Below are 25,311 nucleotides of genomic sequence, written 5' to 3'. Positions count from 1 at the left end.
TCACAAAACATCCGGTGCCGGCGCTGCCGACCAGTCTATGTGTCCCGTTCTGGCGTATCTTGTGCGGGCAGGTTGGAACGGGCACCCGTACAGGCACCCGCCCCGTTGGTGCTCGATCAGGCGTCGTGGACGTAGTACTTGCCTCTGGTTCCCGCGGCCTCGACCAATTTGTCGAACGTCTCCATGGAGCCTGCGAGTTCCGTTTTGTACTCGTCCCATTCCGAGCGCTGGTAACCGACCGTATCCTGCCATTCGGCAAGCTGGTCATCACTCAGGGAATGGAATTCGACACCGCTCTTGTTCATTTCGGCCATGGCATAGGCCCGTGCGGATGGCACCTTGGCGAGGTTCTGGTGAAAACTCATCTCCGAGGCCCATTCGATAGCCTCTTGCACATCGCCCGGCAGGGTATTGTACCATTCGAGATTGCAGGCATACGTCTGGCTGTCCGGCACGGCCTGCGTAAAGGTCACGTGGCTCAGAATATCCTTGAAGCCAAACGCGTAGAGCGCGCCTACGGCTGGATCGAGCGCGTCCGCGACGCCCTGTTTGATCGCCGACGGTGTTTCGCCCCAGGCAACGGGCGTCGGATTGGCACCGCCCATGCGATAGAACTGCTGCAGCATCTTTGAGCCCGGCACGCGGAACTTGATGCCTTGCAGATCGCCCGGTGTCATGATCGGCCCGCCACCGCCCTTGCGAACGGCCATCACGCGCGGGTCGATGCAGAAGTAGAACATCGGCTTGAAACCGCGCTGCTCGACCATCGCATCCACTTCGGTTTTCCAGATATCCGACGTGACAAGGTTCACGAAACGCTGATTGGCGCCGCAGAAATACGGCATGTTGATCAGGTCGACGGCCGGCGCGAAGGGTGCGAAATTCGACAGTGAGAATTGCCCGGCATTGATCGTGCCACCCTGCACCTTTTGCGCAAGCGCGGACCCGGTGCCCAACTGACCGCCCGGAGCCAGTTTTACATAAATTTTACCATTCGACGCGTTCTGTAGATTTTCCTTCACGTCCAACTGCATCATCGGATAGCTGCGCGTCGTTCCGATGACATACTCGGTGGCCAACGTCATGACGTGGTCCGCCGCTGCTTCGCGATCACGCTCTTCGTTGGCTGTTTGCGCTGCCGCTTCGCTGGAAAACAGAGCGCCGCTGGCACCGGCGACGATGGCCGCCGTGAAGCCGCCTGTCGCCGCGATCTTCAGAAAATTACGCCGCTCCTCCGACGCGAGTTCGATATGATCGGTGTCCATGTGTATCCTCCCGTTGAGTCATTTCAGCCGCCGTTTTTCTTGTTTCGGTCAGCTTCCCTTTTCAGGATTGCCACAACGAATAAGACTGTTGCGGCAAGCAGAACCAGCATCTCTCCCACATCTCCGATAAAGGTCGTTCCGGTAAACGCTCCCGATAAGACATTCGCAAAATAGATGGCGAAGGTCAGAATGGACGCAATGAGGAACATCGGCATGTCTCCTTGGGGAATCGGCCCTGCTTTCACCTTAAGCGCTCATATTCGCAATGCAAGCGCTTACATTTCATTATTTTCTTCTGCTTTGACTGTGCTAATGTCGTCATGAACCTCACACACGGAGTTCGAATCCGCATGACACGGTCAGCTCCGACTCTGAATGATGTCGCCAGAATTGCGGGCGTTTCGACGGCGACCGTGTCGCGTTGCCTCAATGCTCCGGACCGCGTGTTCGAAGACACTCGTCGCCGCGTCATGAACGCGGTCGAGACACTGGGCTATACACCGAACTTCGCCGCGCGAGTCATGGCCGCGCGACGCACCTTCACCATCGGGGCGATCATCCCAACGATGGAGAACGCCATTTTCGCCCGCGGATTGCAGGCGTTTCAAGAAGAGCTATACAGCCTCGGGTACACGCTTCTCGTGTCCAGCTCTGCGTACCAACCCCAAATCGAGGAAGAGCAGATCCGCACTCTGGTAGCCCGTGGCGCGGACGGGCTCCTGCTCATCGGGCACGATCGCGACGCCCGGATATACGACTATCTGGATCGTCAGAAAATGCCGGTGGTCGCGGCGTGGTCTTACTTGGAAGACGGGCGCATTCCGTCCATCGGGTTTGACAATCGACACGCCATGTATTCGCTCGCTGACCAAGTCATTCGACTGGGCCATGACAACATCGCGATGATCTCGGGCATCAGCGAGGGCAATGATCGTGCACGATTGAGGATCGACGGGCTGAAAGACGCTCTTGCGGCACATGGACTGAGCGCCGACTGCTTGACCGTTGTGGAAACACCTTACGAAATAGATAACGGCGCCGTGGCGATGGAGACGCTGATGGCTCGGTCGCCGCGCCCCTCCGTGGTATTATGCGGCAACGATGTCCTGGCCGTCGGTGCGTTGCTCAAAGCGCAAGAGATGGGTCTGCGCGTCCCTCAGGATGTTTCGATTACGGGCTTTGACCAAATCGAGCTGGCCCGGATCACGACGCCGCAACTGACGACGGTCCACGTTCCGCACAGAAAAATGGGACGCTGCGCGGCGCAAGAACTGGTGCTGATGGTGACAGGTCAAGGCCCAGGCAAATCCGTCAAGTTGGAGACGCATGTCGTCCTGCGCGGCTCACTGGCAGCGCCCGTGATCGCGGATGCCCGTTCACCACAGGCCGACGGATGACGCCGGACAGCAAAGCGGCCGCCACTCCGAGGAGTCGCGGCCGCTTCCATGTGCAAGAGTAACGACGTTCAATGCTTGTGTTCGGGCAGACTTTTCAGTTCATCCTTGGTCATGGCCGTCGTCGCGTGGACGCTTCCATTCTCATCGCGCATGAAGTTGAGGCTCGACACGTTGAGCGCGACCGGCTTCGCACCGATGCCGAGGAATCCGCCGACATCCACAACGACCTGTGCATTCGGTCCGGTTCCATGAAAGTGCGAAACATCGCCGATATGATTGTCGTCCGGGCCATATACGTTCGCACCTTCGACAGTCGATGCGTCAAGGGTTTCGGGGCGTAGAGGGGTATGCTTTGAATGGTCCACGATGATCTCCTATTGGTTAGTTTTCAACTATGTGATCAACCCTTCAAACCGGTTGGGGTTCCGGACTCAGCTGACGCCGGGGCGGCGTAAAACCGCCTAGCAGGCCGCCTGTCCTTCCGACGCCGGATGAGAGATGCGCCTCACGATCGCCGCCGCTCATGTGACGCGGGCTGATCATCTCAATCCTCAAGAGATCGAAAGCCAAGCGTTGATCAAGGTCGCGCTTGGCGACGTTTCTTGGTGGTGCGATGCCGCAGAAAGAACCTTACGATCTCGCGCGATGCGTCCGGGCCAGTCGGATCGGTAAAGCTTCCGCCAGCGTGGCCGCCGGACCATGCGTGCCCGGAGCCGTGAACGACCCACTGCTCGGTATAAGAGCGCCCCCTGCCCACGCGATGCACCGTGCGGGTAAATTCACGGCCGCCTGCAACGCGGCCGCTCTTTTCCGTCCGGTCGAGATGGTCGAAAGGCTCCAACGCCCGAATGGCGATGAAGCGACCGTTGCGAGGGTTGATAACCTTGTCGGCATCGCCGTGAAAAACGATCGTTGGCATCCGGACACCATTGCGCTGACCGGGTGCGCCGGTTTGCATCACCCTGGGTGCGGACGCCGAGTTATGCGCCGCTCCGACCGGCAAACCGGAGTGGACTCCAACCGCCGCAAAAATGTCGGGATATTCCGTTGCAAGGATCAGCGCAGCCGCTCCCCCTGCTGAAAGACCAGCGACATAAACCTTGGCGGGATCCACGTTCCGGTCGGCGATAATGTGGCATGTCATCTCTGAAAGCAGTGCCGGTTCGCCCGCACCGCGTTTCTGATCGTCCGGCTCGTACCAGTTCCAGCATCGGTAATGATGCGCATCGCGCGCCTGGGCCGGGTAAAGGACGAAAAACCCGAATTCCTCTGCCAGTGCGTTCATCCCGGTGCCACGGGCAAAGTCCCGTGAGGTCTGTCCGCACCCGTGCAGCATGACAATCAATGGAAGGGGCACTGCCAAGGCTTTGGCGGCGGCAGGTGTGTAAAGCTTGTAGGATCGCGCGCCGAAGGCAGTCTCGAGTGTGCCATCCTCGAACGACGCACCGCGCGGTACGCGCGAATTTGATCGCGATGTGGCCTGAACTGGAGCGCGAGCCTTGGCCTCGGTCTTCTTGCCGCTGGTCGGACGCTTTGACGCTTTTGCACTCGCCTTGATTGGCTTGCCTGCCAACTTGCGCCTACTTTTGGCCGGTTTTGTGCTGCCAAGCATCGTGCCCCACATATCAGTCAGAGCGGAAACGCCGGCGCGCCTCAGCTTGCGCTGAGTCTTTGCACGCGCGCGTTTGAACGGATCGTGCATCTGCCCTCACCTCTTGACCGACTGGCCCAATTTTCAGGGAACACCGGGGTCATTACGTTTCGTTACTTCCGGCCGGTGACATGTCCGCTGCAGACGGGACGAGAAGCTCGTCTGCCTTTGCGTTGGCCAGAGCGGGAAATCGGAAAAATCGCCCTGTTCTCCATACCGCCGTGTCCGATTGACATGCAACGGACATGTCGGGGACTGAACGATCATGCAAGCTGATTGGTTCATCCGGATATGAACTTTTTTCGCTCATTCATTCGAGGAACGACGACTGATCGCGCGACGTGTTCGAAGCTTCAAACAAACGCGCTGATACTCATTACAACAACCGGCAGAGCGGGGTGACCTTGGCAAAGGGAACCACCGGTACCTTGCCGCAGTTGAGTTTGTATCCACGTCGTAAGTGTCAGGAGGAAAACATGGCCAAGCCAGATGATGATGAGAAGAAAAAGAAGCCGCCTAAAAAACCGCAGGACGATCTGCATCGGCCCGAGGAAACCCTTGGCGATGCACCGGCGAGCGACCCCAATCCGACCGAGCGCTCACGGATCGCGGACTGATCATGACAGACAATCCAGACCCGTCCCCCACCGAGGTCCCTGTGCGAGAGCCGCCTGAAACGCCATCTCGCCCACCTGTAGAAAATCCGGTGGATGATCCGACAGAAGATCCGGTCCGGAATCCGGATGAAACGCCGCCTCAACCCCCGAGTGAAGTCCCGCCAGACCGACACGTTTTGGCGGGTCTTGCTCGTCAAGAAGCTCGCCACTAAGGGCGCAAGCCTCCCGATCTGCTCTTTTGACGGCGCCAATGGCGCCGACGCGCGCCTCAAGCCGGCGTCCTGACCCGCCTCGTCGCCGGGGACAGCATCAAAAACGCCGTCGGCTACGCCTGCGCTCTGTCACGGGCCTTAGTGCAGCATCTCGGAGCGCTAGTGGCGGTCGATCCGTCATCCCTGCCCCTCCCGACCGCGACGTTGAAAGGCACGCGATGCCCAATCCCCAACCCGCCGAAACAATCGACCTCGCGCCGGAAACGCCGGACTGCCTCGCACAGTCCAGCACAGCGAGCGTGGCAACGCTTTAGTTCACGCGATTCCTTGTTCGTCATCCGCCTCAGTCCTTGCAAACCACGTGCAAGCTTGCTGTCAGCGCGGGTGTCAGGAATTCCAGAACGGCGCGGATTCTGGCGGTATGACGCAGGTCTTCGTGGGTCAGCAGCCACAAATCAAGACCGAAGGTATTGGGCAGTTCGCAGACGCGGATCAGGTCCGCTTTCAACTCGGCGATGGCACAAGGCAGCACTGCGAGTCCCAGTCCGGCCTTTGCCAGCCGCACGGCACAGGCAACCGAGTTTGATCGAATGGACGGACGGATGCCCGGAACGAGTTTTTCCAACTCCCGAGACAAGGGCGCGTGGGCGCTGTCAAAGCCGATCCAGTCATGCTTTGCGAGATCGGCATCGGGGTGAGATGCGCAGTATTCCGGCGCACCGTACACCGCAAAATCCAGACGGCCGACCCGTCGTCCTACCAGCGTTTCAGGCGGGGTGTTGCCGATCCGCAGAGCCACATCGGTTTCACGCCGAGAGAGGTTGAGCGTCTCGTTTCCCACCACGATCTCCACCTCGATGCCCGGATAACTCTTGCGGAACCGCGCAAGATGATCCGGTAACAGCCAGAACGCGAGCATGTCGGTTGCCGTGATCCGCACGCTGCCGCTGAGGCGCAAATCCTGTCCGGTCACGGTGCGGTCAAGCGTCGTGACATCGGCCTCGATGCGTTCAACCAAGCCCAGAGCTTCCTCGCCCGCTGCGGTCAGTGCATAGCCGGTCGGCAGCCTTTCGAACAATCGCACCCCCAGCCTGTCTTCGACCCCGGCAATCCGGCGGAACACCGTGGAATGGTTGACGCCAAGGCTGCGCGCTGCCCCCGAAAGGCTGCCCGCCCGCGCCACGGCCAGAAACACCCGCAGATCGTCCCAATTCGTGAGCTGTGCATTCATGCAAGGCCTCCTTGCCGTTTTCGCCACTCCCTGTGCGTCAGATAAGAAGCTATATCTGGTGCGGAAGCAATATCAATCACCTGAAAGGATGTCGTCATGACCAACACCACCATTCGCACAAAGCTTCGCAGCGACGAGCTGTCTTGCCCGTCCTGTGTTCCGAAGATCGAAACCGCGCTGATGGCGCTGCCGGGTGTGGAGAAGGCCGAGGTGAAGTTCGCGAGCGGGCGGATCGAGGTCGAACATGACCCCGCGCTCACCGACGTGGATGCCTTGGTGAAATCCATCGCCAAGTCCGGTTACACCGCCAAGCCTTCGGTGTTCTAGACCTTCCACCGCTTTCCCCGCTGCCATTCGGTGGCGGGGCTTTTCCATGAAAGGAGGCAGCTCATGTTTTCCGGGTTCATAGACATCTTCAGACATCCCATCAGTCGGCGCAAATGGCTTACCATCGCCAGTGGTCTGTTTATCACCATGGCACTGGTGGCCTGGTATGGTTTTGGTTTGGCCGCGCCCTGGGCGCCGCTGATGACCATCGCGGCGGCGCTTGCGGGTTATGACATCGCGCTGCGGGCCTGGGCGTCGTTGAAGCTGCGCCAACTCAGCATCGAACTGCTCGTCATCGTCGCCGCAATCGGTGCGCTCTTCATCGACAACCATTGGGAATCTGCCGCCGTGACCTTCCTGTTCATGCTGGGGGCATGGCTTGAGTCCCGCACCATGAGCCGCACGCGTGGCGCGCTCAAGGCGCTGATCGATGCCGCTCCGGTGACCGCCACGGTGTTGCGCAATGGCGATACTATCCAGGTCGCCGCGCATGAGGTGGGCTTGGGGGAGACCGTCCTTGTCCGGGCGGGTGAGCGCCTGCCGGTCGACGGCGAGGTGATCGAAGGCAACGCCGCCGTCAATGAGGCCTCTATCACCGGTGAGCCGATCCCGGCCGAAAAGGCCCCCGGATCGAAGGTGTTTGCCGGAACCCTAGCGGAAAACGGGTTGCTGCACCTGAAAGCCACCGGTGTCGGTTCTGACACCACGCTGGCGCGGATCATCACCCGCGTTGAAGAGGCACAGGAGGCCAAAGCCCCGGCCCAGCGGATGATCGAGAACTTCGGTCGCTGGTACACGCCTGGCGTGTTCGTCATGGCGATTGTCAGCTACATCGTCACGCGCAACGTTGAGTTGGCGCTGACGCTGCTGGTGGTCAGCTGTCCCGGTGCGCTGGTCATCTCGACGCCGGTCTCGGTGATCGCGGGGATCGGCCGTGCCGCCCGCGCGGGTATCCTGATCAAGGGCGGCGAGCATCTAGAGAACGCCGGGCGCATCACCGCGCTGGCGCTGGACAAGACCGGCACGCTGACCGAAGGCCAGCCGCGTCTGGCCGAGGTCGTGGCGCTGGGGGGCCAAAGCGAGGTCGATGTCCTGCTCTGGGCCGGCATCGCCGAAACCGGATCGACCCATCCGCTGGGTCGCCCGATCATCGAGGCCGCGCGCCAGCAAGGCCCCCTGCCCACCGCCGATGCGCTGGAAGAGATCGCCGGAATGGGTCTGATCGCCCGCCATGACGGGCACGACATCGCCGTCGGCAGCCACCGGCTGTTCGATCACCTTGGGATCGATTTCAACGCCGAGGCGAAGGACGGCATCGCCCGGCTGCACGGGCTGGGCCACACCGTGGTGATCGTGGCACGCAACAGCGAAGTTGTGGGCCTGCTGGGGCTCGCCGACATGCCGCGCGCCAGTGCCAAGCCGATGATCGACCGGCTGCACGCCCTTGGGGTTCACCGTGTCGTCATGCTCACAGGTGACCAGCGCCCGGCGGCCGAGGCGATTGCGAGCGCAGTCGGCGTGGACGAGGTGCATGCCGGCATGATGCCCGACGACAAGCTGGACCGCATCCGCGCCATGCGCGCCGAAGGCTTGCATGTGGCGATGGTCGGCGATGGCATCAACGACGCACCTGCCTTGGCGGCGGCGGATATCAGCATCGCCATGGGTGCGTCGGGCAGCGACATCGCGATTGAGACGGCTGATATCGCGTTGATGACCGACGATCTGGGCAAGATCGCCGAGGCGATGGAAATCGCGCGGGCGACGCTGAACAACATGCGCCAGAACCTCGTGATCGCGGTTCTGACCGTCGTCGGGCTGCTGTTCGGGGTCTATACCGGCACCATCCACATGGCCGGTGGCATGCTGGTTCACCAATTGTCGGTACTGATCGTGATCCTCAACGCCATGCGCCTGTTGCGGGTGCCCAAGGCCCACAGGACAAGGTCCGCCGCGCGAACCGCCGAACGCGTCGCTGCATAGGTGGATCGAGATGATCACCTCCGAACCCGCGCCCCATCGGCGCGGGTTCAACGCGTTCGGCAAGGATCCCGGGGATCGCGGCTTCAGCCGGACAAATCCATCGACCGTCGGAACAACACAAGGCTTGCCGCGAAAAACGCCGCGCCCAATCCCGCCATGAGCGACATTTCTAACCAGACTGCACTGGCGCCGGCTCCGCGAAACACCACTGCTTTGGCAAAAGCCAGAAAATGGCGCGATGGGAGTACTGTCGTGAGACGCTGCACGATGTCGGGCTGGCTTTCAACGGCGCCCATGCCCCCCGATAGCATGATGATGGGAATGATCACCATGATCACCAGCAAGGCAAACTGCGCCATGCTGCGCGCCATTGTGCCCAGGAACATGCCGATTGCGGCTGCGGCGGCCAGATAAACCGCCGTTCCGACCAGAAGCAGCGGCACCGAACCCGCCACCGGAACCTGCAACAATTCCTGCACGACAAAGGTCAGCGACAGCGTAAAGGCCGCCAGAACGACCACGACATTTGCCAGCACCTTGGACAGCGCGATTTCAAACGGCGTGAGGGGCATCACCATCAGATGTTCGATCGTGCCTTGCTCGCGTTCCCGCAGCATCGCCGCACCGGTCAGCGCGATCGTCAGCAACGAAAGCTGGTTGAGCAGCGAGGACATTGCCTTGAACCAGACCGGATTACCGTTGGGGTTGAACGCGCGGCGCAGCTCCAGTTGCACTGGTGAGGCGGGTGCATCCGGGATGCCCGTGAGAAAGGCGCGGGTTTCCGAAATCAGGATGTTGGAAATGTAATCGGTGCCAAGCTGAGCCTGGCTCACGGCTGTGGCATCCACTTCAAGTTGGGCAGCCGGCGAAAGACCCTTGATTACATCGGCCTCGAAGCCCGGCGGAAAGCTGAGAACGAACATGATCCGCCCGGCATCCATTTCTGTGCTCACCTGATCGGGAGCAATCATCACCGGAGGCTGGAACCAGGGCGGGCCAAGTGCATCTGTCAACTGCCGTGTCAGGGCTGAATTATCTTCGTCAAGAATAGCGATCGCGGCGTTGTAGACCGTGTCGCCAGCGCCGCTTGCCTCAAGCACGACAGCAACGACAAAGGACCACAGGATCAGGACCACCATCACCGGATCACCAAGCACGCTTTTCAGCTCTTTTCCCACCAGCCAGAAGATGTTCGTCAACTGCCGCATGTTCAGCGTTCCTGCTTACGCAGCGCCAGCACGGCAAGCAAGGTGAGGATCGGCCCGAACGCCGCCAGACGCAGCAGGTGTCCTGCAAGCTCGGAAAGTCCCAACCCCTTGGTAAAGGTCCCGACGCTGATACCCATGTACCACGTGGTGGGCCAGAAAGTGCCCATGATCTGCGCGGCACCTTCCAGTGACGACACAGGCGTCATCATCCCCGAGAATTGCAGCGTCGGCATCACCGACAGGATCGCTGCCGCAAAGACCGCTGTGACCTGGGTTTTGGTCAGCATGGACACGACAAGCCCATAGCCGGTCGCCGCCACGGCATATAGTAGCGCACCCAGGACAAGTGCTGCCGGATCGCCCTTCAACGGCACGTCGAGAACGCTCACGACCAGCGCCGTCAGGATCACGAAGTTCAGAAGCGTGATGCCTATGTAGACCAGTTGCTTGCCGATCAGGAATTCGGCGCGGCTGGTCGGGGTGACGTAGAAGTTGGTAATCGTACCGATCTCTTTTTCCCGCGCGACGCTGACGGCCATCAGGATCGCGGGGAACAGCAACAAAAGGAGCGGCGGGATGGAAGGGCCGATGGCGGGCAGGCTTTCCATCGCCGGGTTGTAACGAAACCGCGGGATAAGCTGTGCCGGAGCGCCCGTGCGGCTTGAGGGTGCCAGATCGCCCAGAGCCAGCGCCGATTGCGTGCCGACCGAAAGGACATGCGCGTGAGCGCCGTCGACGTAGCTTTCGATTGTACCGGCGCGATTTGTGTCGGAGCCGTCGATCAGCCCGGCGATTTCGGCGGTTTCCCCGCGGCGCAGGGATTTGCCAAAACCGGGCGGAATTTTCAACGCCAGGGCCAGCTCCCCGCTGGCCATTCTCCGATCAAGTTCGTCTGCGCCTGAAATCGGAGCGGCTTGCATGAACCACGCCGAGTCTTCAAAGCCCGACAGATAGGCGCGGCTTTCGGGGCTGCGATCCTGATCGAAGGCTGTGAAGGGAAAATTGCGGACCTCTTGAGAGATGCCAAAAGACATGATGAGCAACAGGAGCGCGCTGCCGACAAAGGAAAAGACAAGCCGCACAGGATCGCGGCGCACCTGCATCGCCTCGCGCGAGGTGAATGCCAGTAGCCTTTGCAGGCTGAAACGTGACGCAGCGGAGTCAGCCTTTTGCGTATCGGTGCTGGTCAACAGCCCCTGTTCCACCGGCGCGTCGGCTGCCGACGCGTCAAGCATATAGGCGATGAAGGCATCCTCAAGCGTGTCGACGCCACGCGCGGCGATCAGCGCCTTTGGCGCATCGGACACAAGAACCTTGCCCGCGTGCATCAGCGAAATCCTGTCACAGCGCATGCCTTCGTCCATGAAATGAGTCGAAATGAAAATCGTCACGCCATCGCGATGCGCCAATTCCAGCAGCATGTCCCAGAATATATCGCGGGCCTGCGGATCGACGCCCGATGTCGGCTCGTCCAGGATCAGGATATCAGGTGCATGTATCACCGCGACGGCCAGCGACAGACGCTGACGCACCCCGAGCGGCAGCGATGCGGCCCCCTGATCGAGATAGGGTTCAAGGCCAAAGCGTGGCACCAGTTCTGCCATCCGCTGTGCGGTGAGTGTCCGACCCAAGTGATAAAGCCGCGCATGGAGCAGCAGGTTTTCGTGCACCGAAAGTTCGCCATAAAGCGAGAAGGATTGCGACATGAAACCGACCCGATGACGCGCGTCGAAGTTCTGCGCATCGACGGGTTGACCGAATATCCACGCCTTCCCTTCGGTTGCGGGGGTCAGGCCGGTCAGCATCTTCATAGTCGTCGTCTTGCCGCAGCCATTGGAGCCCAGAAACCCGAAAATCTCACCGCGCGCGATCTCGAAGCTGACGGCATCGACAGCGGTGAAATCACCGAACCGCTTGGTCAGACCCTCGGCGCGGATGGCGGGCGGCCCCGGTTCCATTTTGGTCTTGGCCGCGGGTATTTCGGCGGCTGATGTGTCGGCGCGGTCACCGCCCAGCAAGGCCACATAGGCGGCTTCTACCGTGGGCTTTGCAGTGCGCGCCATCAATTCGTCAGGACTGCCCTCGGCGAGGACACGCCCGCCCTCCATCGCCACCAGATGCCCGAAGCTCGCCGCCTCTTCCATATAGGCGGTGGAGACCAGCACGCTCATCTCCGGGCGATCGGCGCGGATGGTGTCGATCAGATCCCAGAATTGGCGCCGCGACAGCGGATCGACGCCGGTTGTCGGCTCGTCCAGAAGCAGGAAATCGGGGTCATGGATCAGTGATGCGCACAGTCCCAGCTTCTGCTTCATCCCGCCGGACAGTTTGCCCGCAGGCCGGTCCATAAAGGCTGCAAGGCCGGTGGCGCGGGCCAGACGGGCGATCCGCGTCGACCGTTCGGCCTTGCCCAGTCCGAAGAGCTTGCCGAAAAAGTCCAGATTTTCCTGAATGCTCAGATCGTGATACAGATTTCGGCCCAACCCCTGTGGCATGAACGCGATCCGCCGTCCTGCATTCGCGCGATGACGCGCAGAGGTCATGTCTCCACCAAGGGTTTCGACATGTCCCGACTGTAGCTTCTTGGCGCCAGCTATCAGAGCCATCAACGTCGATTTGCCGACACCGTCCGGCCCGATCAGCCCGACCATCCGACCGGCAGGCAAATCCAGCGTGACTTCATTCAACGCCAGAACCTTGCCGTAGCGGTGACTTACCAGTTGCACCGCTGCCGCCAACGGTTTCTGGCCGTCAGACAGGTCAGCATTGCGAGTCATTGCGAGCTTGCGCCTTCGGCATCAGATGGCGTGCCATTGAGCGGTGACGGCAGGCCGGTTGCGACTGGCGGCGTCAGGCCGTCGGGCCAATCCGGTACCGTGCCGTCTTGCCCGACCAGCCGCACCCAGGCCACGCCGCGCACACCGGTCTTGACCTGAGTGAGGCGCTCCGAAACCAGGTCGCCCGGAATGCGCACGCGAATACGGAACATCAGGCTTTCGCGTTCTTCGATTGTTTCAACCTGCTTGGGCGTAAATTGTGCCTGCGGTGCGACGAAACTGACCACGGCGGGAATTGACACATCGGGCCTGATATCCACCACGATGCGGGCCTCGTCGCCCAGCCGAACCCGTGGCGCGGCGCTGGCAGGCAAAAAGAATTCCATGTAGATCTTGCCAAGACTGACCAGTGTCAGAACCTTGCCGCCGCTGCCGATCACCTCGCCGGGCTGCGCGAGCCGGTAAAGAACGCGCCCCGCCGCAGGAGCGTAAAGCGCACTGTCGGCGATCCGCGCCTCGATTTCGCGAAGAGCCGCGTTTTCGGCGTCCACGGTACGTTGTTGAGCCACGACACCCGCGCGCGCTGCGGCAAGACCCGCCTCGGCCAATTGCGCCTCGGTGCGCCTGATGTCCAATTCCTCGCCAGTGACCACACCGCGAGTGCTCAGCGTCTCGGTTCGCGCCAATTCGCTCTGCGACAGGGCAAGCCTGGCCTCCGCCTGTGTCACGCCCGCTTCAGCAACCGTCACGGCAGCTTCTGAACTTGCCACAGCAGCTTGTGCGCGCATCTGCTGCGCTTCAAGCTCGCTTGTATCCATGACAGCAAGCAGATCGCCGGGCTGCACCAGATCACCTTCGCGCACTGAGATTTCGGCGACACGGCCGGTCAGGCGCGTCGAGATGTCGATCAGATCGGCTTCAATCCGGCCATTGCCGCGTGCGAAGCCGTCTGGCGGCATATCATCCGGCGCCAGAAGCACCTTCCACGCTGAAAAGCCCAGAAAAGCGGCCAACACTGCCAAGGCAAGGATTACGGACAGTTTTCGTGACATATCAAGAGATTCCTTCGACGTCGCTGTTTGCCGTCTGCGCCGTTTCAATACCGCGCCGGAAGATCGCAAAGACATGCGGCGCGTCGGCTCGCATTCGCTCCGTGTCGCCCGCGATCAAAGACTGCATGACGAGCCCCTGAATCATACCGATAAAGAGCGTTGCTGCGGACTTGGAATTCAACTCGTCTGGCAATTCCCCGCAGGCTTTCCCCGCTTCGATCACGCGGGTCAGGCGGGCGGCGTATTGTTCCATCAATTCGCGTGCGAGCAACTTCGAGGGCGTTGCCTTTGCGCCCTGAAGCTCGCCAAACAACATACGCGGCGCACCCGGATGTTCTGCAACGAATGTCACATGGGCATGAAACATCGCCTGCATGGAGTCCAGCGGCGATGTGATGCCTTCGGCGGCTGTGTCGATCCGCGCCATCAGGCGTTCGGCCACCCAACTCATCACGGCTTTCCAGATCGCCTCCTTGTTCGGAAAATGGCGAAACAAGGCGCCTTGAGTGAGGTTCATATGCTTGGCAATCGCAGCCGTCGTGATCTCGCTGGGATTGGTGCGCGCGGCAAGCTCCACAACCGCTTCGACGGTGACGTTGCGGCGTTCGTCAGCTGGCAGGTTCTTTTGCCGGACATATGCGTTCATGGCCGAATCTCTGCCTGCCAAACCTCGAATGAGAGCCAGCCCAAGGCCAGAACCATCGACACCCCACCAACAATGACGAAGATCGGCGGCACGCCGAACAGAACCTCGGCGAGAATGCCCAGCGGCATCAACATGCCCACCAGCGCGAGTCCGGAAATCCAGCGGGTCGAGGTGGGGGACAATTGCATTCGCAACAGCACCAGACCGACCGCGACGTTGAGCAGCGCGAACAAATTGCCATGCACATGGGCCAGTCGCGATTCAAAGTGCGCGCCAACACCATAATCGGCGATCCACTGTTCTTTTCCGGGGGCGAAATCGCGCAGGTAAATCAGGAAAAACCCGTAGAGCATGAACAAGCTGAGAAACAGGAACCCTGCTGAGATATTGGATTTGCCGGCAAACATGATCGCCCTCTTTTACATGCGACAGGTGGATTTCCGCTCCAATCCCAGCATGGCTTGAATTTAGTTAGTAATCAATTACTATCTTTTTAGCGAAACGATTCTGTCACGATGTGCGGTTCGGCTTTTTTCATTGTCAAAACCGTTTCGATGCAAGCCCAGGAGGCCGTGAGTCATGGATAATGCGAGCAAGGATACAGTGGTGTCGCTGCACAAGGATGGTGATGAACGTGCAGCTGGTACGAAAGCGGATCGCCGCAAATCAGACGAAACCCTGCCGCGTCCGGTTGCCCCTGATGGACAGAAGACAAAGTCAACGGCCCTTCCAAAGGTCCAAGCCAAAGCACAAGCGCATACACCCAAGGACAATGGCGCAATGTCGATCGTCCATGAAACGCTTGATCATGCCGCCAACACGTCTATCGCCCGTTTCACACATGGGTTGTCGCCAGCCGCAGTGATGGGTGCTTGGTTTGACTGGGCCACACACATCGCGTCAGCACCAGGCAAACAATTGCAACTTGCCGAAAAGGCCGCCGACAAGGCCCGCCGGTATGCACAGTTTGCAATCAGATGCGCCGATACGACCGACAAGACCGAACCCTGCATCGAGCCATTGCCGCAGGACAACCGGTTCAGCGGTGAGGCTTGGCAGTCGACTCCGTTCAACTTGATCTATCAGGGCTTCCTGCTCCAGCAACAATGGTGGCACAATGTGGTGACTGACGTGCCCGGCGTCACGGCCGAGCATGAGCGCCAATTGCAATTTTTGATGCGGCAGCTGCTTGATACGGTTTCGCCGTCCAATTTCCTCGCCACCAATCCCGAGATCCTGCAACAGACCCGCGCCGATGGCGGGCAGAATCTGGTTCGTGGAGCGCGGATCTTTGCGAAAGACGTGCAAGCGATGATGACTGACCTCCCGCCCGAGGGCACTGAGGATTATCAACCGGGTCGCGACGTCGCGATCACAAAGGGAAAAGTCGTCTATCGCAACCGGTTGATCGAGCTCATTCAGTATGCCCCACTCACAAAGACCGTACATCCCGAGCCGATCCTGATCGTTCCGGCCTGGATCATGAAATATTATATCCTCGATCTGTCGCACGAAAATTCGCTGGTGAAATATCTTGTCAGCCAAGGATACACGGTCTTCATGATTTCCTGGAAAAACCCCGACGCGGAGGACCGCGACCTGACGATGGAGGATTATCGCCAACTGGGTGTGAACGCATCACTCGACGCGATCAAGGCGATCGTTCCCGGCCAGAAGATCCACGCGACAGGGTATTGTCTGGGCGGCACGCTGCTGTCGATTGGCGCAGCCGCGATTGCGCGCGAGGACGACGATCCGTTCGCGTCGCTCTCCTTGCTGGCAAGTCAGGTTGATTTCACCGAATCCGGCGAATTGCAGCTGTTCATCAATGAAAGCCAACTTTCCTTCTTGGACAGCGTGATGTGGAAACAGGGTTACCTCGACACCACGCAGATGGCCGGAGCGTTCCAGATGCTGCGCTCGAACGACCTTATCTGGTCTCGCGTGACGCAAAATTATCTGAAGGGCGAGGAACCGTTCATGAACGACCTCATGGCCTGGAACGCGGATGGCACACGCATGCCTTACGCCATGCATTCGGAATATCTGCGCAAGCTCTACCTCAACAACGATCTGGCCGAGGGCCGGTTCGACGTCGATGGCCGTCCGGTGTCATTGACCGACATCCGTGCCCCCATTTTCGCGGTCGGAACGGTAAAAGACCACGTCGCGCCCTGGCCTTCGGTTTTCGAAATACGGGCGCTGACAGATACCGATGTGACCTTTGCGTTGACCAGCGGAGGCCACAACGCAGGCATTGTCAGTCGCGTCGGCCATCCGCGCCGGTCCTTTCAGATCGCAACTATGAATAAAATGGATCGCCATCTCGATCCGCAATCATGGGAAGCCGCGACTGACAAGCAGGATGGATCGTGGTGGGAAGCATGGGTGGCGTGGCTGGACGGGCATTCAGGCGCGCTGACAAAACCGCCTGCCATGGGTGCGCCGGAGGCGGGCTATACGGCCATGGCCGATGCTCCGGGGACGTATGTGTTCCAAACGTAGGACACTTTCTTTGCCGGGCGTGGCACAACGAAGGACTAAGCAGATGAACACCAATCGAAACACCAGCCTGGTGGTCGCGGCAGGCGTGGCCTTCATTTTCGGACTGTTAACGATTTTGTCCGGTGGTCGTGCCCTGTTCGGCGGCGCTGAGGCCCGAGCGGCTGTCGGCAATGCCGTGCCATTCGTGCTGTGGTTCAATTTTCTGGCTGGTTTCGCTTATGTTGTCGCTGGAATCGGGTTGTTCCTCCGGCACTCTCCTGCGGTCTGGGTATCAATTGGTATTCTTGCCAGCACGTTTTTGGTGATGCTGGCCTTTGCGCTGCATATAAGTGAAGGCGGCGCTTACGAGATGCGCACCGTTGGGGCGATGATCCTAAGAACGGGAGTTTGGGCGGTTATATCGGTCGTGGCTTGGAAGCACATCAGGCAAGCTCCCAAACCCTGAAACCGATGCTTGGCACCGGTTTGTTGCCAATTCTTACGGCTTTCCTGTGCTCGCGCCACCGCATCGGTTGGCCGAATTGTGCGATGAGAACGACGTCCTGAACTTGTGCGAAATGACCCTGAAGAAAAGCGTTGAGCAAACCAAACTGGTTTGAAGCTTTGGTTTCGGAAAATCGGCCGCGATCAATCCGCCATTTCCGCCAGCACCTTGTCCAGCGTCGCAGGTAGATCGCGCACCCGCACGCCGGTCGCGTTGTGGATAGCGTTGAGGATGGCCGCGGCGGCTCCGCAAATGCCCAGCTCGCCGATCCCCTTGGCCTGCATCGGGTTGGCCCAAGGGTCGCGTTCATCCAACAACTCGACCGTTATTTGCGGCACATCGGCGTTGACCGGCAGGTGGTATTCGGCAAAGTCGCGGTTGACGACGTGCCCATCACGCGGATCGTGCATCAGTTCCTCCGTCAAGGCCATGCCGATGCCGAAAGTCATTCCGCCCAGGCATTGCGAGCGCGCGGTTTTGGGGTTCAGGATGCGACCGGCGGCAAAAGTGCCATGCATGCGACGCACCCGCGTCTCGCCCGTCACGGAATTGACCGCAACTTCGCAGAAATAGGCACCCCAAGTGGCCTGCCTGACGTCATCCCCCGTGTCTCCAGGCTCGATCTCGCCGGTGCTTTCGAGGGGTGCGTCCAGTACCTCCGACAGCGGCACCGAGCGGTTGTCGGCAATCGCCTGTCCATCCTTGAGGGTCAGGTTCTCTTCGCTGGTCCCGAGCGCGTCCGCGATGTGCCGGCGAAGGCTCTGGCACGCGAGGAAGACCGAAGATCCGGCCGAGGACGCGCCCCATGATCCGCCCGAGCCAGACCCCGGCGGGTGATCGGTGTCGCCGAGCCTGACCTCGACGGCGCCCGACTCAAGGCCCAGCATCTCGGCGGCGAGCTGTGTCAGGATCGCGTAGGTGCCCGTGCCGATGTCGGTCATGTCGGTCTCGACCACCGCGGTGCCACCCGGATCAAGCGTCACGCGTGCCTTTGAACCCATGAGGGTGTTCACGCGCACCGCCGAGGCCATGCCTTGCCCGATCAGCCATTCGCCCTCGCGACGGCTTGCAGGCTCGGGGCGGCTGTCATCCCAGCCGAAGGCCGCAGCACCCGAGGTCAACGCGGCGTCGAGCTTGTTCGAGGAATAGGGCTTGTTCTCCGAGGGGTCTTGCTCGGCGATGTTGCGACGGCGCAGTTCAACCGGGTCGATCCCGGCGGCATGAGCCAGCTCGTCCATGGCGATCTCGAAACAGGTGACGCCCACCGCCTCACCGGGCGCGCGGACCGAGCCGGCGCAGGTACGGCTGACACGGGTGACATGGGTTCCGATCACGCGGTTCTCGCCGCGATAGGTAAACGGCGTGGCTTGGGTCACCGGTTCAAAGAACGTCTCCTCCGGCAGGTTCGACACCCAGGCATCGTGCCCGACGCCACTCAGGCGCCCGTCGGCATCGGCGGCCAGCCGGACCCGCTGCCTGGTCTCCGAGCGGCGCATGGTGCTCTCAAACACTTGTTGACGTGTCATCGCCACGCCGACAGGGTGACCGGTCTCCCTGGCCGCAAGAGCCGCCGCGACGGCTTCGGGTGCAATACCAAGTTTGGAGCCAAAGCCGCCGCCCACATAGGGCGAGACGATTCTGACATTCTCGGGATCGACCCCCAGCGCATCGGCCAGTTCGTTGCGGTTGTACTTCAGCATCTGATAGCTGCCGCGCAGAACCAGTTTTTCGCCATCCCATTGCGCGATGGACGCATGGGGCTCCATCGCCGCAGAGTTGTGAGAGGGCGTCGTATAGGTTTGGTCGATACTTACGGCCGCCTCGTTCATTGCCCGGTCGAGGTCGCCCTGACTGGATTGCTGGTCGTCAGGGCTTTCATAATCGCGAGGGGTGCTGGGGGCGCGATCGGCGTCAGCGATGTCGAAAGAGATCGTCTGGGCCGCGGCGCGGGCGGTCTCGAAATTGTCGGCGACAACAAGCGCGATCGGTTGGCCGACGTAATGCACGTCCGATGCGCCCTGGACCGGAGCTTCGTTCGCGGTGCCCTGGGCGGGATTGCGCAACAGTCTTTCACCGGAGATGATCGTCTTGACGCCATCCATGCCACGTGCGGCGGTATCGTCCATTCCCATCAGCCGGCCAATGCGAGGCGCGCGCGCGAACACCCCGTGTAACATGCCGTCGGGCTGGGCCTCGTGGGCATAGGTGGCAGTGCCCGAAACCTTGAGCGGCCCCTCAGGGCGATCCATTGGCGTGGACAACACGCCCTGCGCCATCTCGTCGAGCCGGTTGCGACGGTCGGCCTCGTCCATCTTGTGATGCAGGTTCATGGCGTCATTCCTCGCAGAGTTCGGTCAGAACGGCGCGCAGCGTGCGCCGCAGCAGCGGGATCTTGAAATCATTTCCGCCCTGCCCGACCGCATCTTGCAGCAGGATGTCGGTCGCAGCGTCGAAGGTCTCTTTCGTGGGCGCCTGACCTGCCAGCGCGGCTTCGAACTCCCGGTCACGCCACGGACGTGGGGCGACACCGCCGAAAGCCAGCTTCGCCTGTTTGATTTTGCCGTTTTCCATCGAAACGATCCCGGCAACGGAGACCAGCGCAAAAGCATAAGAGGCGCGGTCGCGGACCTTGCGATAGGTCTGTCTGCCCGGAGGTGCCGGTGGCAGCACCACGGCGGTGATCAACTCACCGGGTTCAAGCACCGTTTCGAGATCCGGGCGATCCCCCGGCAGGCGGTAGAAATCCGACAGCGCGATCCGGCGCGATCCGTCCCCACCCTCGACCTCGACCGACGCATCCAGAGCCTGCATCGCCACGGCCATGTCACTGGGATGGGTGGCGATGCAATGCTCGCTTGTCCCAAAGATCGCATGGAGGCGCGTGACGCCACCGATGGCGCTGCATCCCGATCCGGGCGTGCGCTTGTTGCATGGCGAATCCGTGTCCTGAAAGTAATAGCATCGCGTGCGTTGAAGAAGGTTGCCGCCGGTGGTTGCCATGTTGCGCAACTGGCCGCTGGCCCCCGAGAGCAGCGCGCGCGGCAGCACCGGATAATCCCGACGCACGCGCATGTCGGCGGCAAGGTCGGAATTCGAGACCAGCGCGCCGATCCGCAGACCACCTTCGTAATCTTCGATGGATTTCAGGTCGAGCCGCGTGATGTCGGTAAGGCGGTCGGGCGTCTCGACCCCCAACTTCATCAAGTCGAGCAGGTTGGTACCGCCCGCGATGAACCGCGGCTTGCCCACGGCATCGCTGATTTCGTCGGCTCGGACATACTCAAAAGGATTCATTCCGCGGCCAACTTGCGCTCAGAGACTTCACGGATCGCATCAACGATATTGGGATAGGCCGCGCACCGGCACAGGTTGCCGGACATTCGCTCGGCGATCTCGTCGTTGTCGAGGCTCACCGTCTCCCCCTCCAGGTCCTCGGTCACGACGCTCGGCCAGCCGGAGCGGACCTCGTCGAGCATCGCGGTCGCCGAGCAAATCTGTCCGGGGGTGCAATAGCCGCACTGGAACCCGTCATGACGCACGAAAGCATCTTGCAACGGCGACAGGTCGCCCGGTTTGCCGAGCCCTTCCACGGTGGTGATTTCGACACCGTCCATCATGCAGGCGAGGGTCAGGCAGGAATTGATCCGCCGACCGTCGGCGATGACCGTGCAGGCACCGCATTGACCGTGATCGCATCCCTTCTTCGAGCCAGTAAGGCCAAGGTGGTTGCGCAGCGCATCGAGCAATGTCGTTCGAGGATCAACATCAAGCGCACGGGCCTCCCCGTTGATGTTTAGCGTCATTTCCATGCTGTCCTCCAAAACCTTGTGACTTTCAACGCGACCGTTGAAAAATGGTTCCGATGCCTGGACTATTGATGTCAGTCGGATGCGCGCATGTTCGCTTGGCGCGGCGCGCATTTTCAATGAACTCGTTGGTATCGCGCGTCGCAATCATCACGCTTCACTCGCTAAGGGCACCTCCGCGGGAGCGATCTCGTACCTTTAGCCCACGCAAGGCAAATTCTTGCATAACGCCATGGCTGCCTGACGCAGGCCCAGCACCGCAAGCCGCGCCCGCCGCCGACGCGGCGCGAAACAGCAAGTCCACAGACCTCAAGAAGATCGTTGCCAGAACGGAAAGTTCCAACTCCGAGAACCGAAGCAACCAATCTGGCGAATTATTCAATAAAAACGGGGAATTCTCTGTAAGTGGCGGACCGAGGAGAACCCCAATCAAAGTGCAAGCAGATGCAGAGTCGTTCGTTTACTGCATTGAATCAATACGATAAAACGAAGTAGGTCGTCCAGCAGAAACCAGCTAAAACCATTGCAACTGGCTTCGAAATGTGGGCTGTAATGTGGGTGGTTTTTGCTTGGCAGGTGTTAGAATGACAAAACGGCGCGGTTTGCATCCAGACAAGGCCCTCTCTGCTCTCAAGGTGCGGCAGGTGACCAAAGCGGGACGCTATTCTGACGGTCAAGGTCTTTACCTCGTGGTATCAGACACCGGTGCCAAGCGGTGGATGCTGAGGATCATGGTTCATGGTCGGAGGCGAGACATGGGTTTGGGTGGCGCAAACTTGGTGACTCTCGCAGATGCTCGGCAATTGGCCGTCAAGTATCGGACAATTGCGCGTAACGGGGGCAATCCACTGGAAGAGCGTCGTAAAGAGCGCGCTACAACACCTACTTTTGCTGAAGCAGCGCGACAGGTTCATTCTGAAACCGCGCCAACGTGGAAGAATCCTAAACACGCTCAACAGTGGATCAACACTCTAGAGACCTACGCGGTGCCCCATATTGGCAACTTGCAACTGGATCACATCAAGTCAGGTGATGTCTTGCGTGTTTTGTCACCGATCTGGCTGGAAAAGCCGGAGACGGCGCGACGGGTGCGACAACGCTTGAAGACTGTGTTTGATTGGGCCAAGGCATCTGGGTTTCGCACGACAGACAATCCTGTTGATGGAATTGAGCGAGGTCTTCCCAAACAGACCGCGAAGGTCGAACACCACGCTGCCATGCCTTTCGCGGATGTCCCCGCCTTTGTGCAGGGGCTGCAGCGGGCCGATAAGGATGGCCTTATCACCAGACGCGCCTTTGAACTATTGATCCTGACGGCAACACGCACGTCAGAAGTTTTGAAGGCCGACTGGTCGGAGTTTGATCTCGAAGAGGGGCTGTGGGTCATCCCTGCCGAACGCATGAAGATGGAGCGCGAGCATCGCATCCCCCTTCCCCAGCGGGCTCTCGAAATTGTCGAGGAAGTGTCAGCCTTGGGCCTGCAGGGCTCTTATGTTTTTCCCGGAACCAAACCTAAGCGCCCAATGTCTAACATGGCATTCGCAATGATGCTCAGACGGCTAGAGGTGCCCTTCACTGCGCATGGCTTCCGATCATCATTCCGGGATTGGGTTGCCGAAACCACAGACTATCCCAACGAACTTGCAGAGATGGCCTTGGCGCACTCTGTGGGGAACAAAGTAGAGGCCGCCTATAGACGTGGAGACATGCTTGATCGCCGTCGAGCAATGATGGAAAAATGGGCATCCTACTTGAATAACGATTGAGCTATTTCCGATTGACACCTTCTATCCTAACACAAAATCCTCGTCACCGAATGCAACCCCTCATCAAGTCACAATCCCAACTTAAAGAGCGATCTACCTAAATGGCGAATTCAAAATATGTTTACGTTAAACGCGATGAAATAGCTGCGATCAACGATCTGCTTGCAGACCTTCGATCAAAAATAGACATCCCCCCTAAACACCCGATGCAAGCGGAGTTCGCCAAGATTTGCTTGGGCAAGAAATTTAACGCGAAGGCTGCTCTTCCCATTCTTCTCGACAACACTGAGAGCAACGGTGTTTTTAAGAATTTCCTGTTTGCGGGCTTTTGCGGATGTGTTGTCGATCCAACAGATAACGTCCACTCACACTTTCTTATGGAACTCGAAGCTAAACGCCACATTGTCAGAAGCGAAGGGCTCTATGAAATCGATGACGATGAAGGTTCTGACGGTCTTGACATTATCGCACGCTATATCCTGACTGGCGAAGATTTTGACCAAGACATCTTTCATCCATTGGGTGGCAACATTGCTGTTCTCTATACAGGCAGTGAGTACGATATCGAGAATTTCTTGAGTGCCGATACCTTAAGTATTCAGTCGATATCATATTATCTAAATATCCTGCGAACGATGCAGGATATTGAAGTGTCCGGCGATAAATACGCGCTTAGCAAGAACCGTGTAATTCTGTTTGCGGACAAGGCTATTAAGATAAGAACTGAAAGGCTTAAAAAAGAAGAGAATCAGCTCAAAGAAGAACTTAAAAAGGGGAGGAATGAAACTCAACGGAAACAGAAAAAAGCCGAATGGGTCAACAAAATGGCTGAGCGGGCGAAGAAATTCCCACATTTCCCCTCCTATCTCCAGAGACGCTCGAAGATACATGAGATTTGGTCCAGAAACACGGAATCCCTTGCATTGCTGCATGCAGCCGCTCACGTACGTGTGAGTCAGAAAAGAACGCTTCTTGATACGATCCTCACGGCTGACTTTGATCCCGAAATGTCACTACCCAAACTAAGAGAGTGGATCGGCAAGGCAGTCTACTTCTCGACCACCTATTTGTCCCAAATTGGCGATGCAGGACAGAGCGAGATACTGAACCTTGCTTCAGAACTGGTTGAACCGATAGAATTTCGAGCGAGAAAACTGCATCCTTTCGAAGAGGGGTTGGTTCGGGAAGTTATAACTAAACCAACAAAATCAAGGACTTGATGGGCGCACATTGGTCCATACACAGATGGACTATCCATGTCCGGTCGGACAATTTTTAAGAGGCTGAACAGGAAGTACCTCTCTTTCAACGCCAACAACGGTGTTCATTGAAAGGAACTTCAACATGTTAACCTCTCCACAGAAAGACGCACAAGATACCCGCCCTAGCAAAGACGTTTTGCTGCGCCTTAGCCAAATTATCGGGGATGATGGGCTTCTCCCTGTTTCTCGCTCAACGCTATACAACTTGGTCAAATCTGGCGAGATACCAAAACCTGTTAAGCTCGGACCACGCATCTCTTGCTGGTGGAAGTCAGATATCCTTGCCTACGTCACATCGATGGAGGGAGACAGCTAATGACCTCCCGTCGCAAGCGCAAAAAGCCTCCGTATATCCATGACAAGTTTGAACACAGGGTAACAGCAAGGATCAGAAACGCTTTGCTCATCAGGCGACTCCGTCGTCTTGGTACCAATGAAGCCATTAATTTGGCCGTAATCCTTGAAGGCTGTAACGAAACTGAAGGTCATTTCTGCGGCTCAGGTGCATGCCACGTATGCATGAGGAACCAGCGACTGCAGTATCTTGAGGAGGCATGGGCCTACATCTGTCGGTCTTTGCGGTCCGAGAGCATGACCCTTGTACCGATCACCTTTACAGCTCAACGAGGTGAACTTTATAGGATTGATCTTGTCCAAGCGAAAAAATGGATTGCGCGTGGACTTCGTGACGTTCTTCCGCCTGATCTGATTGCCATTGGCGGGATAGATGTATCGATCAACAGCAAAGCGAACGCCGATTTCGAATGGGTAGTCCACGCCCATGTGGCCGTCTTGGGCCTCGCTGAAGGTGCCTCTGCAAAGGCGCTGCGCTCTCAGATCGAAAAACGGTTTTCTCTCGGGGCTAAGCGAAAAGCACTCCGTGTGAAGGACGTCAAAGTTGGCGAGGAAACCAAGGCTACATCTTACTGCATGAAGCCCATCTTCAACTGGCGGTCTACGTACTGGAAGACCAAAAAATTATCGCGTCGGCGAGCGCCTCACTGGGCGATACGGAAGAACCGCCCGAAGTGTCAATCGGCATTGAACTTTGACCCCCTATCGGCGTCCAATATTGACCCCTTTGTGCTGAGCAGGCCCGGCGCTGCGTAGCCCTCACATAGC

24 protein-coding genes are annotated in these 25,311 nt (G+C 59.1%); 11 read left to right on the top strand and 13 right to left on the bottom strand.

What is annotated here, in order from left to right:
• Positions 1 to 116 precede the first annotated feature (116 nt).
• Both ACGKZZ_RS13510 and ACGKZZ_RS13505 read right to left on the bottom strand, forming a co-directional pair.
• The gene (locus ACGKZZ_RS13510) at positions 117 to 1,265 is read right to left on the bottom strand and encodes a TRAP transporter substrate-binding protein (RefSeq protein ID WP_411224103.1); all 1,149 of its coding nucleotides are present in this window, start codon (positions 1,263 to 1,265) and stop codon (positions 117 to 119) included.
• Between the two features lie 23 nt (positions 1,266 to 1,288).
• On the bottom strand, positions 1,289 to 1,474 hold the full coding sequence (locus ACGKZZ_RS13505; RefSeq protein ID WP_411224102.1) for a hypothetical protein: 186 nt from the start codon (positions 1,472 to 1,474) through the stop codon (positions 1,289 to 1,291).
• A gap of 135 nt (positions 1,475 to 1,609) precedes the next feature.
• Here ACGKZZ_RS13505 and ACGKZZ_RS13500 point away from each other — a divergent pair, with 135 nt between their 5' ends.
• The gene (locus tag ACGKZZ_RS13500; protein ID WP_411224197.1) at positions 1,610 to 2,662 is read left to right on the top strand and encodes a LacI family DNA-binding transcriptional regulator; all 1,053 of its coding nucleotides are present in this window, start codon (positions 1,610 to 1,612) and stop codon (positions 2,660 to 2,662) included.
• A gap of 68 nt (positions 2,663 to 2,730) precedes the next feature.
• Here ACGKZZ_RS13500 and ACGKZZ_RS13495 read toward each other — a convergent pair whose 3' ends face one another.
• Entirely contained in the window at positions 2,731 to 3,027 is a 297-nt protein-coding gene (locus tag ACGKZZ_RS13495) for a PRC-barrel domain containing protein (protein ID WP_411224101.1), read from the bottom strand.
• A gap of 212 nt (positions 3,028 to 3,239) precedes the next feature.
• Entirely contained in the window at positions 3,240 to 4,235 is a 996-nt protein-coding gene (locus tag ACGKZZ_RS13490; RefSeq protein WP_411224100.1) for an alpha/beta hydrolase family esterase, read from the bottom strand.
• Positions 4,236 to 4,654: 419 nt separating this feature from the next.
• On the opposite strand from ACGKZZ_RS13490, the gene ACGKZZ_RS13485 reads away from it, so the two are divergent.
• Together ACGKZZ_RS13485 and ACGKZZ_RS13480 are read left to right on the top strand one after the other, a co-directional pair.
• Positions 4,655 to 4,930 (top strand): hypothetical protein, encoded by a 276-nt coding sequence (locus tag ACGKZZ_RS13485; RefSeq protein ID WP_411224099.1) that lies wholly within the window; start codon positions 4,655 to 4,657, stop codon positions 4,928 to 4,930.
• Positions 4,931 to 5,023: 93 nt separating this feature from the next.
• The gene (locus ACGKZZ_RS13480) at positions 5,024 to 5,215 is read left to right on the top strand and encodes a hypothetical protein (RefSeq protein ID WP_411224098.1); all 192 of its coding nucleotides are present in this window, start codon (positions 5,024 to 5,026) and stop codon (positions 5,213 to 5,215) included.
• A gap of 270 nt (positions 5,216 to 5,485) precedes the next feature.
• On the opposite strand, the gene ACGKZZ_RS13475 is transcribed toward ACGKZZ_RS13480, so the two are convergent.
• Entirely contained in the window at positions 5,486 to 6,373 is an 888-nt protein-coding gene (locus ACGKZZ_RS13475; RefSeq protein WP_411224097.1) for a LysR family transcriptional regulator, read from the bottom strand.
• A 96-nt stretch (positions 6,374 to 6,469) separates the two neighbouring features.
• Between ACGKZZ_RS13475 and ACGKZZ_RS13470 the strand changes: the two genes are divergently transcribed.
• Together ACGKZZ_RS13470 and ACGKZZ_RS13465 are read left to right on the top strand one after the other, a co-directional pair.
• The gene (locus ACGKZZ_RS13470; RefSeq protein ID WP_411224096.1) at positions 6,470 to 6,700 is read left to right on the top strand and encodes a heavy-metal-associated domain-containing protein; all 231 of its coding nucleotides are present in this window, start codon (positions 6,470 to 6,472) and stop codon (positions 6,698 to 6,700) included.
• 63 nt (positions 6,701 to 6,763) lie between these two features.
• The gene (locus tag ACGKZZ_RS13465) at positions 6,764 to 8,683 is read left to right on the top strand and encodes a heavy metal translocating P-type ATPase (RefSeq protein WP_411224095.1); all 1,920 of its coding nucleotides are present in this window, start codon (positions 6,764 to 6,766) and stop codon (positions 8,681 to 8,683) included.
• Positions 8,684 to 8,766: 83 nt separating this feature from the next.
• Here the strand turns inward: ACGKZZ_RS13465 and ACGKZZ_RS13460 are convergent, their stop codons facing one another.
• The 5 genes from ACGKZZ_RS13460 to ACGKZZ_RS13440 are packed head-to-tail and all read right to left on the bottom strand — an operon-like array spanning position 8,767 to position 14,773.
• Complete coding sequence (locus ACGKZZ_RS13460) at positions 8,767 to 9,891, bottom strand: ABC transporter permease (protein WP_411224094.1); 1,125 nt, start codon at positions 9,889 to 9,891, stop codon at positions 8,767 to 8,769.
• Positions 9,892 to 9,893: 2 nt separating this feature from the next.
• Positions 9,894 to 12,668: a ribosome-associated ATPase/putative transporter RbbA gene (gene rbbA, locus ACGKZZ_RS13455; RefSeq protein WP_411224093.1), complete on the bottom strand. Its 2,775-nt coding sequence runs from the start codon at positions 12,666 to 12,668 to the stop codon at positions 9,894 to 9,896.
• Entirely contained in the window at positions 12,665 to 13,720 is a 1,056-nt protein-coding gene (locus ACGKZZ_RS13450) for an HlyD family secretion protein (protein ID WP_411224092.1), read from the bottom strand. Before ACGKZZ_RS13450 ends, rbbA begins: the two co-directional genes overlap by 4 nt.
• Before the next feature lies 1 nt (position 13,721).
• Positions 13,722 to 14,366: a TetR/AcrR family transcriptional regulator gene (locus tag ACGKZZ_RS13445; RefSeq protein WP_411224091.1), complete on the bottom strand. Its 645-nt coding sequence runs from the start codon at positions 14,364 to 14,366 to the stop codon at positions 13,722 to 13,724.
• On the bottom strand, positions 14,363 to 14,773 hold the full coding sequence (locus ACGKZZ_RS13440) for a hypothetical protein (RefSeq protein ID WP_411224090.1): 411 nt from the start codon (positions 14,771 to 14,773) through the stop codon (positions 14,363 to 14,365). Before ACGKZZ_RS13440 ends, ACGKZZ_RS13445 begins: the two co-directional genes overlap by 4 nt.
• Positions 14,774 to 14,945: 172 nt before the next feature.
• Between ACGKZZ_RS13440 and ACGKZZ_RS13435 the strand changes: the two genes are divergently transcribed.
• Together ACGKZZ_RS13435 and ACGKZZ_RS13430 are read left to right on the top strand one after the other, a co-directional pair.
• Complete coding sequence (locus ACGKZZ_RS13435) at positions 14,946 to 16,871, top strand: PHA/PHB synthase family protein (protein WP_411224089.1); 1,926 nt, start codon at positions 14,946 to 14,948, stop codon at positions 16,869 to 16,871.
• Positions 16,872 to 16,914: 43 nt separating this feature from the next.
• Complete coding sequence (locus ACGKZZ_RS13430; protein ID WP_411224088.1) at positions 16,915 to 17,316, top strand: hypothetical protein; 402 nt, start codon at positions 16,915 to 16,917, stop codon at positions 17,314 to 17,316.
• Positions 17,317 to 17,498: 182 nt separating this feature from the next.
• On the opposite strand, the gene ACGKZZ_RS13425 is transcribed toward ACGKZZ_RS13430, so the two are convergent.
• The 3 genes from ACGKZZ_RS13425 to ACGKZZ_RS13415 are packed head-to-tail and all read right to left on the bottom strand — an operon-like array spanning position 17,499 to position 21,164.
• Entirely contained in the window at positions 17,499 to 19,685 is a 2,187-nt protein-coding gene (locus ACGKZZ_RS13425) for a xanthine dehydrogenase family protein molybdopterin-binding subunit (protein WP_411224087.1), read from the bottom strand.
• 4 nt (positions 19,686 to 19,689) lie between these two features.
• Positions 19,690 to 20,649, bottom strand: a complete 960-nt coding sequence (locus ACGKZZ_RS13420; RefSeq protein ID WP_411224086.1) for an FAD binding domain-containing protein — start codon at positions 20,647 to 20,649, stop codon at positions 19,690 to 19,692.
• Positions 20,646 to 21,164 (bottom strand): 2Fe-2S iron-sulfur cluster-binding protein, encoded by a 519-nt coding sequence (locus ACGKZZ_RS13415; protein WP_411224085.1) that lies wholly within the window; start codon positions 21,162 to 21,164, stop codon positions 20,646 to 20,648. Before ACGKZZ_RS13415 ends, ACGKZZ_RS13420 begins: the two co-directional genes overlap by 4 nt.
• Before the next feature lie 581 nt (positions 21,165 to 21,745).
• On the opposite strand from ACGKZZ_RS13415, the gene ACGKZZ_RS13410 reads away from it, so the two are divergent.
• The 4 genes from ACGKZZ_RS13410 (at position 21,746) to ACGKZZ_RS13395 (ending at position 25,299) form a co-directional block, all read left to right on the top strand.
• Positions 21,746 to 22,927, top strand: coding sequence for a tyrosine-type recombinase/integrase (locus tag ACGKZZ_RS13410; protein WP_411224084.1), 1,182 nt, complete (start codon positions 21,746 to 21,748; stop codon positions 22,925 to 22,927).
• A 101-nt stretch (positions 22,928 to 23,028) separates the two neighbouring features.
• Positions 23,029 to 24,147 (top strand): hypothetical protein, encoded by a 1,119-nt coding sequence (locus ACGKZZ_RS13405; protein ID WP_411224083.1) that lies wholly within the window; start codon positions 23,029 to 23,031, stop codon positions 24,145 to 24,147.
• A 124-nt stretch (positions 24,148 to 24,271) separates the two neighbouring features.
• Complete coding sequence (locus ACGKZZ_RS13400; RefSeq protein ID WP_411224082.1) at positions 24,272 to 24,505, top strand: helix-turn-helix transcriptional regulator; 234 nt, start codon at positions 24,272 to 24,274, stop codon at positions 24,503 to 24,505.
• A 275-nt stretch (positions 24,506 to 24,780) separates the two neighbouring features.
• Positions 24,781 to 25,299, top strand: a complete 519-nt coding sequence (locus tag ACGKZZ_RS13395) for a hypothetical protein (protein ID WP_411224081.1) — start codon at positions 24,781 to 24,783, stop codon at positions 25,297 to 25,299.
• Positions 25,300 to 25,311: the final 12 nt, after the last annotated feature.

It is taken from the genome of Marivita sp. S2033 (assembly GCF_046592965.1).
In the GTDB taxonomy this organism is placed as follows: domain Bacteria; phylum Pseudomonadota; class Alphaproteobacteria; order Rhodobacterales; family Rhodobacteraceae; genus Marivita.
The sequence above is the reverse complement of the archived record's forward strand: the minus strand, read 5'-3'. Positions and strand labels throughout refer to the sequence as shown.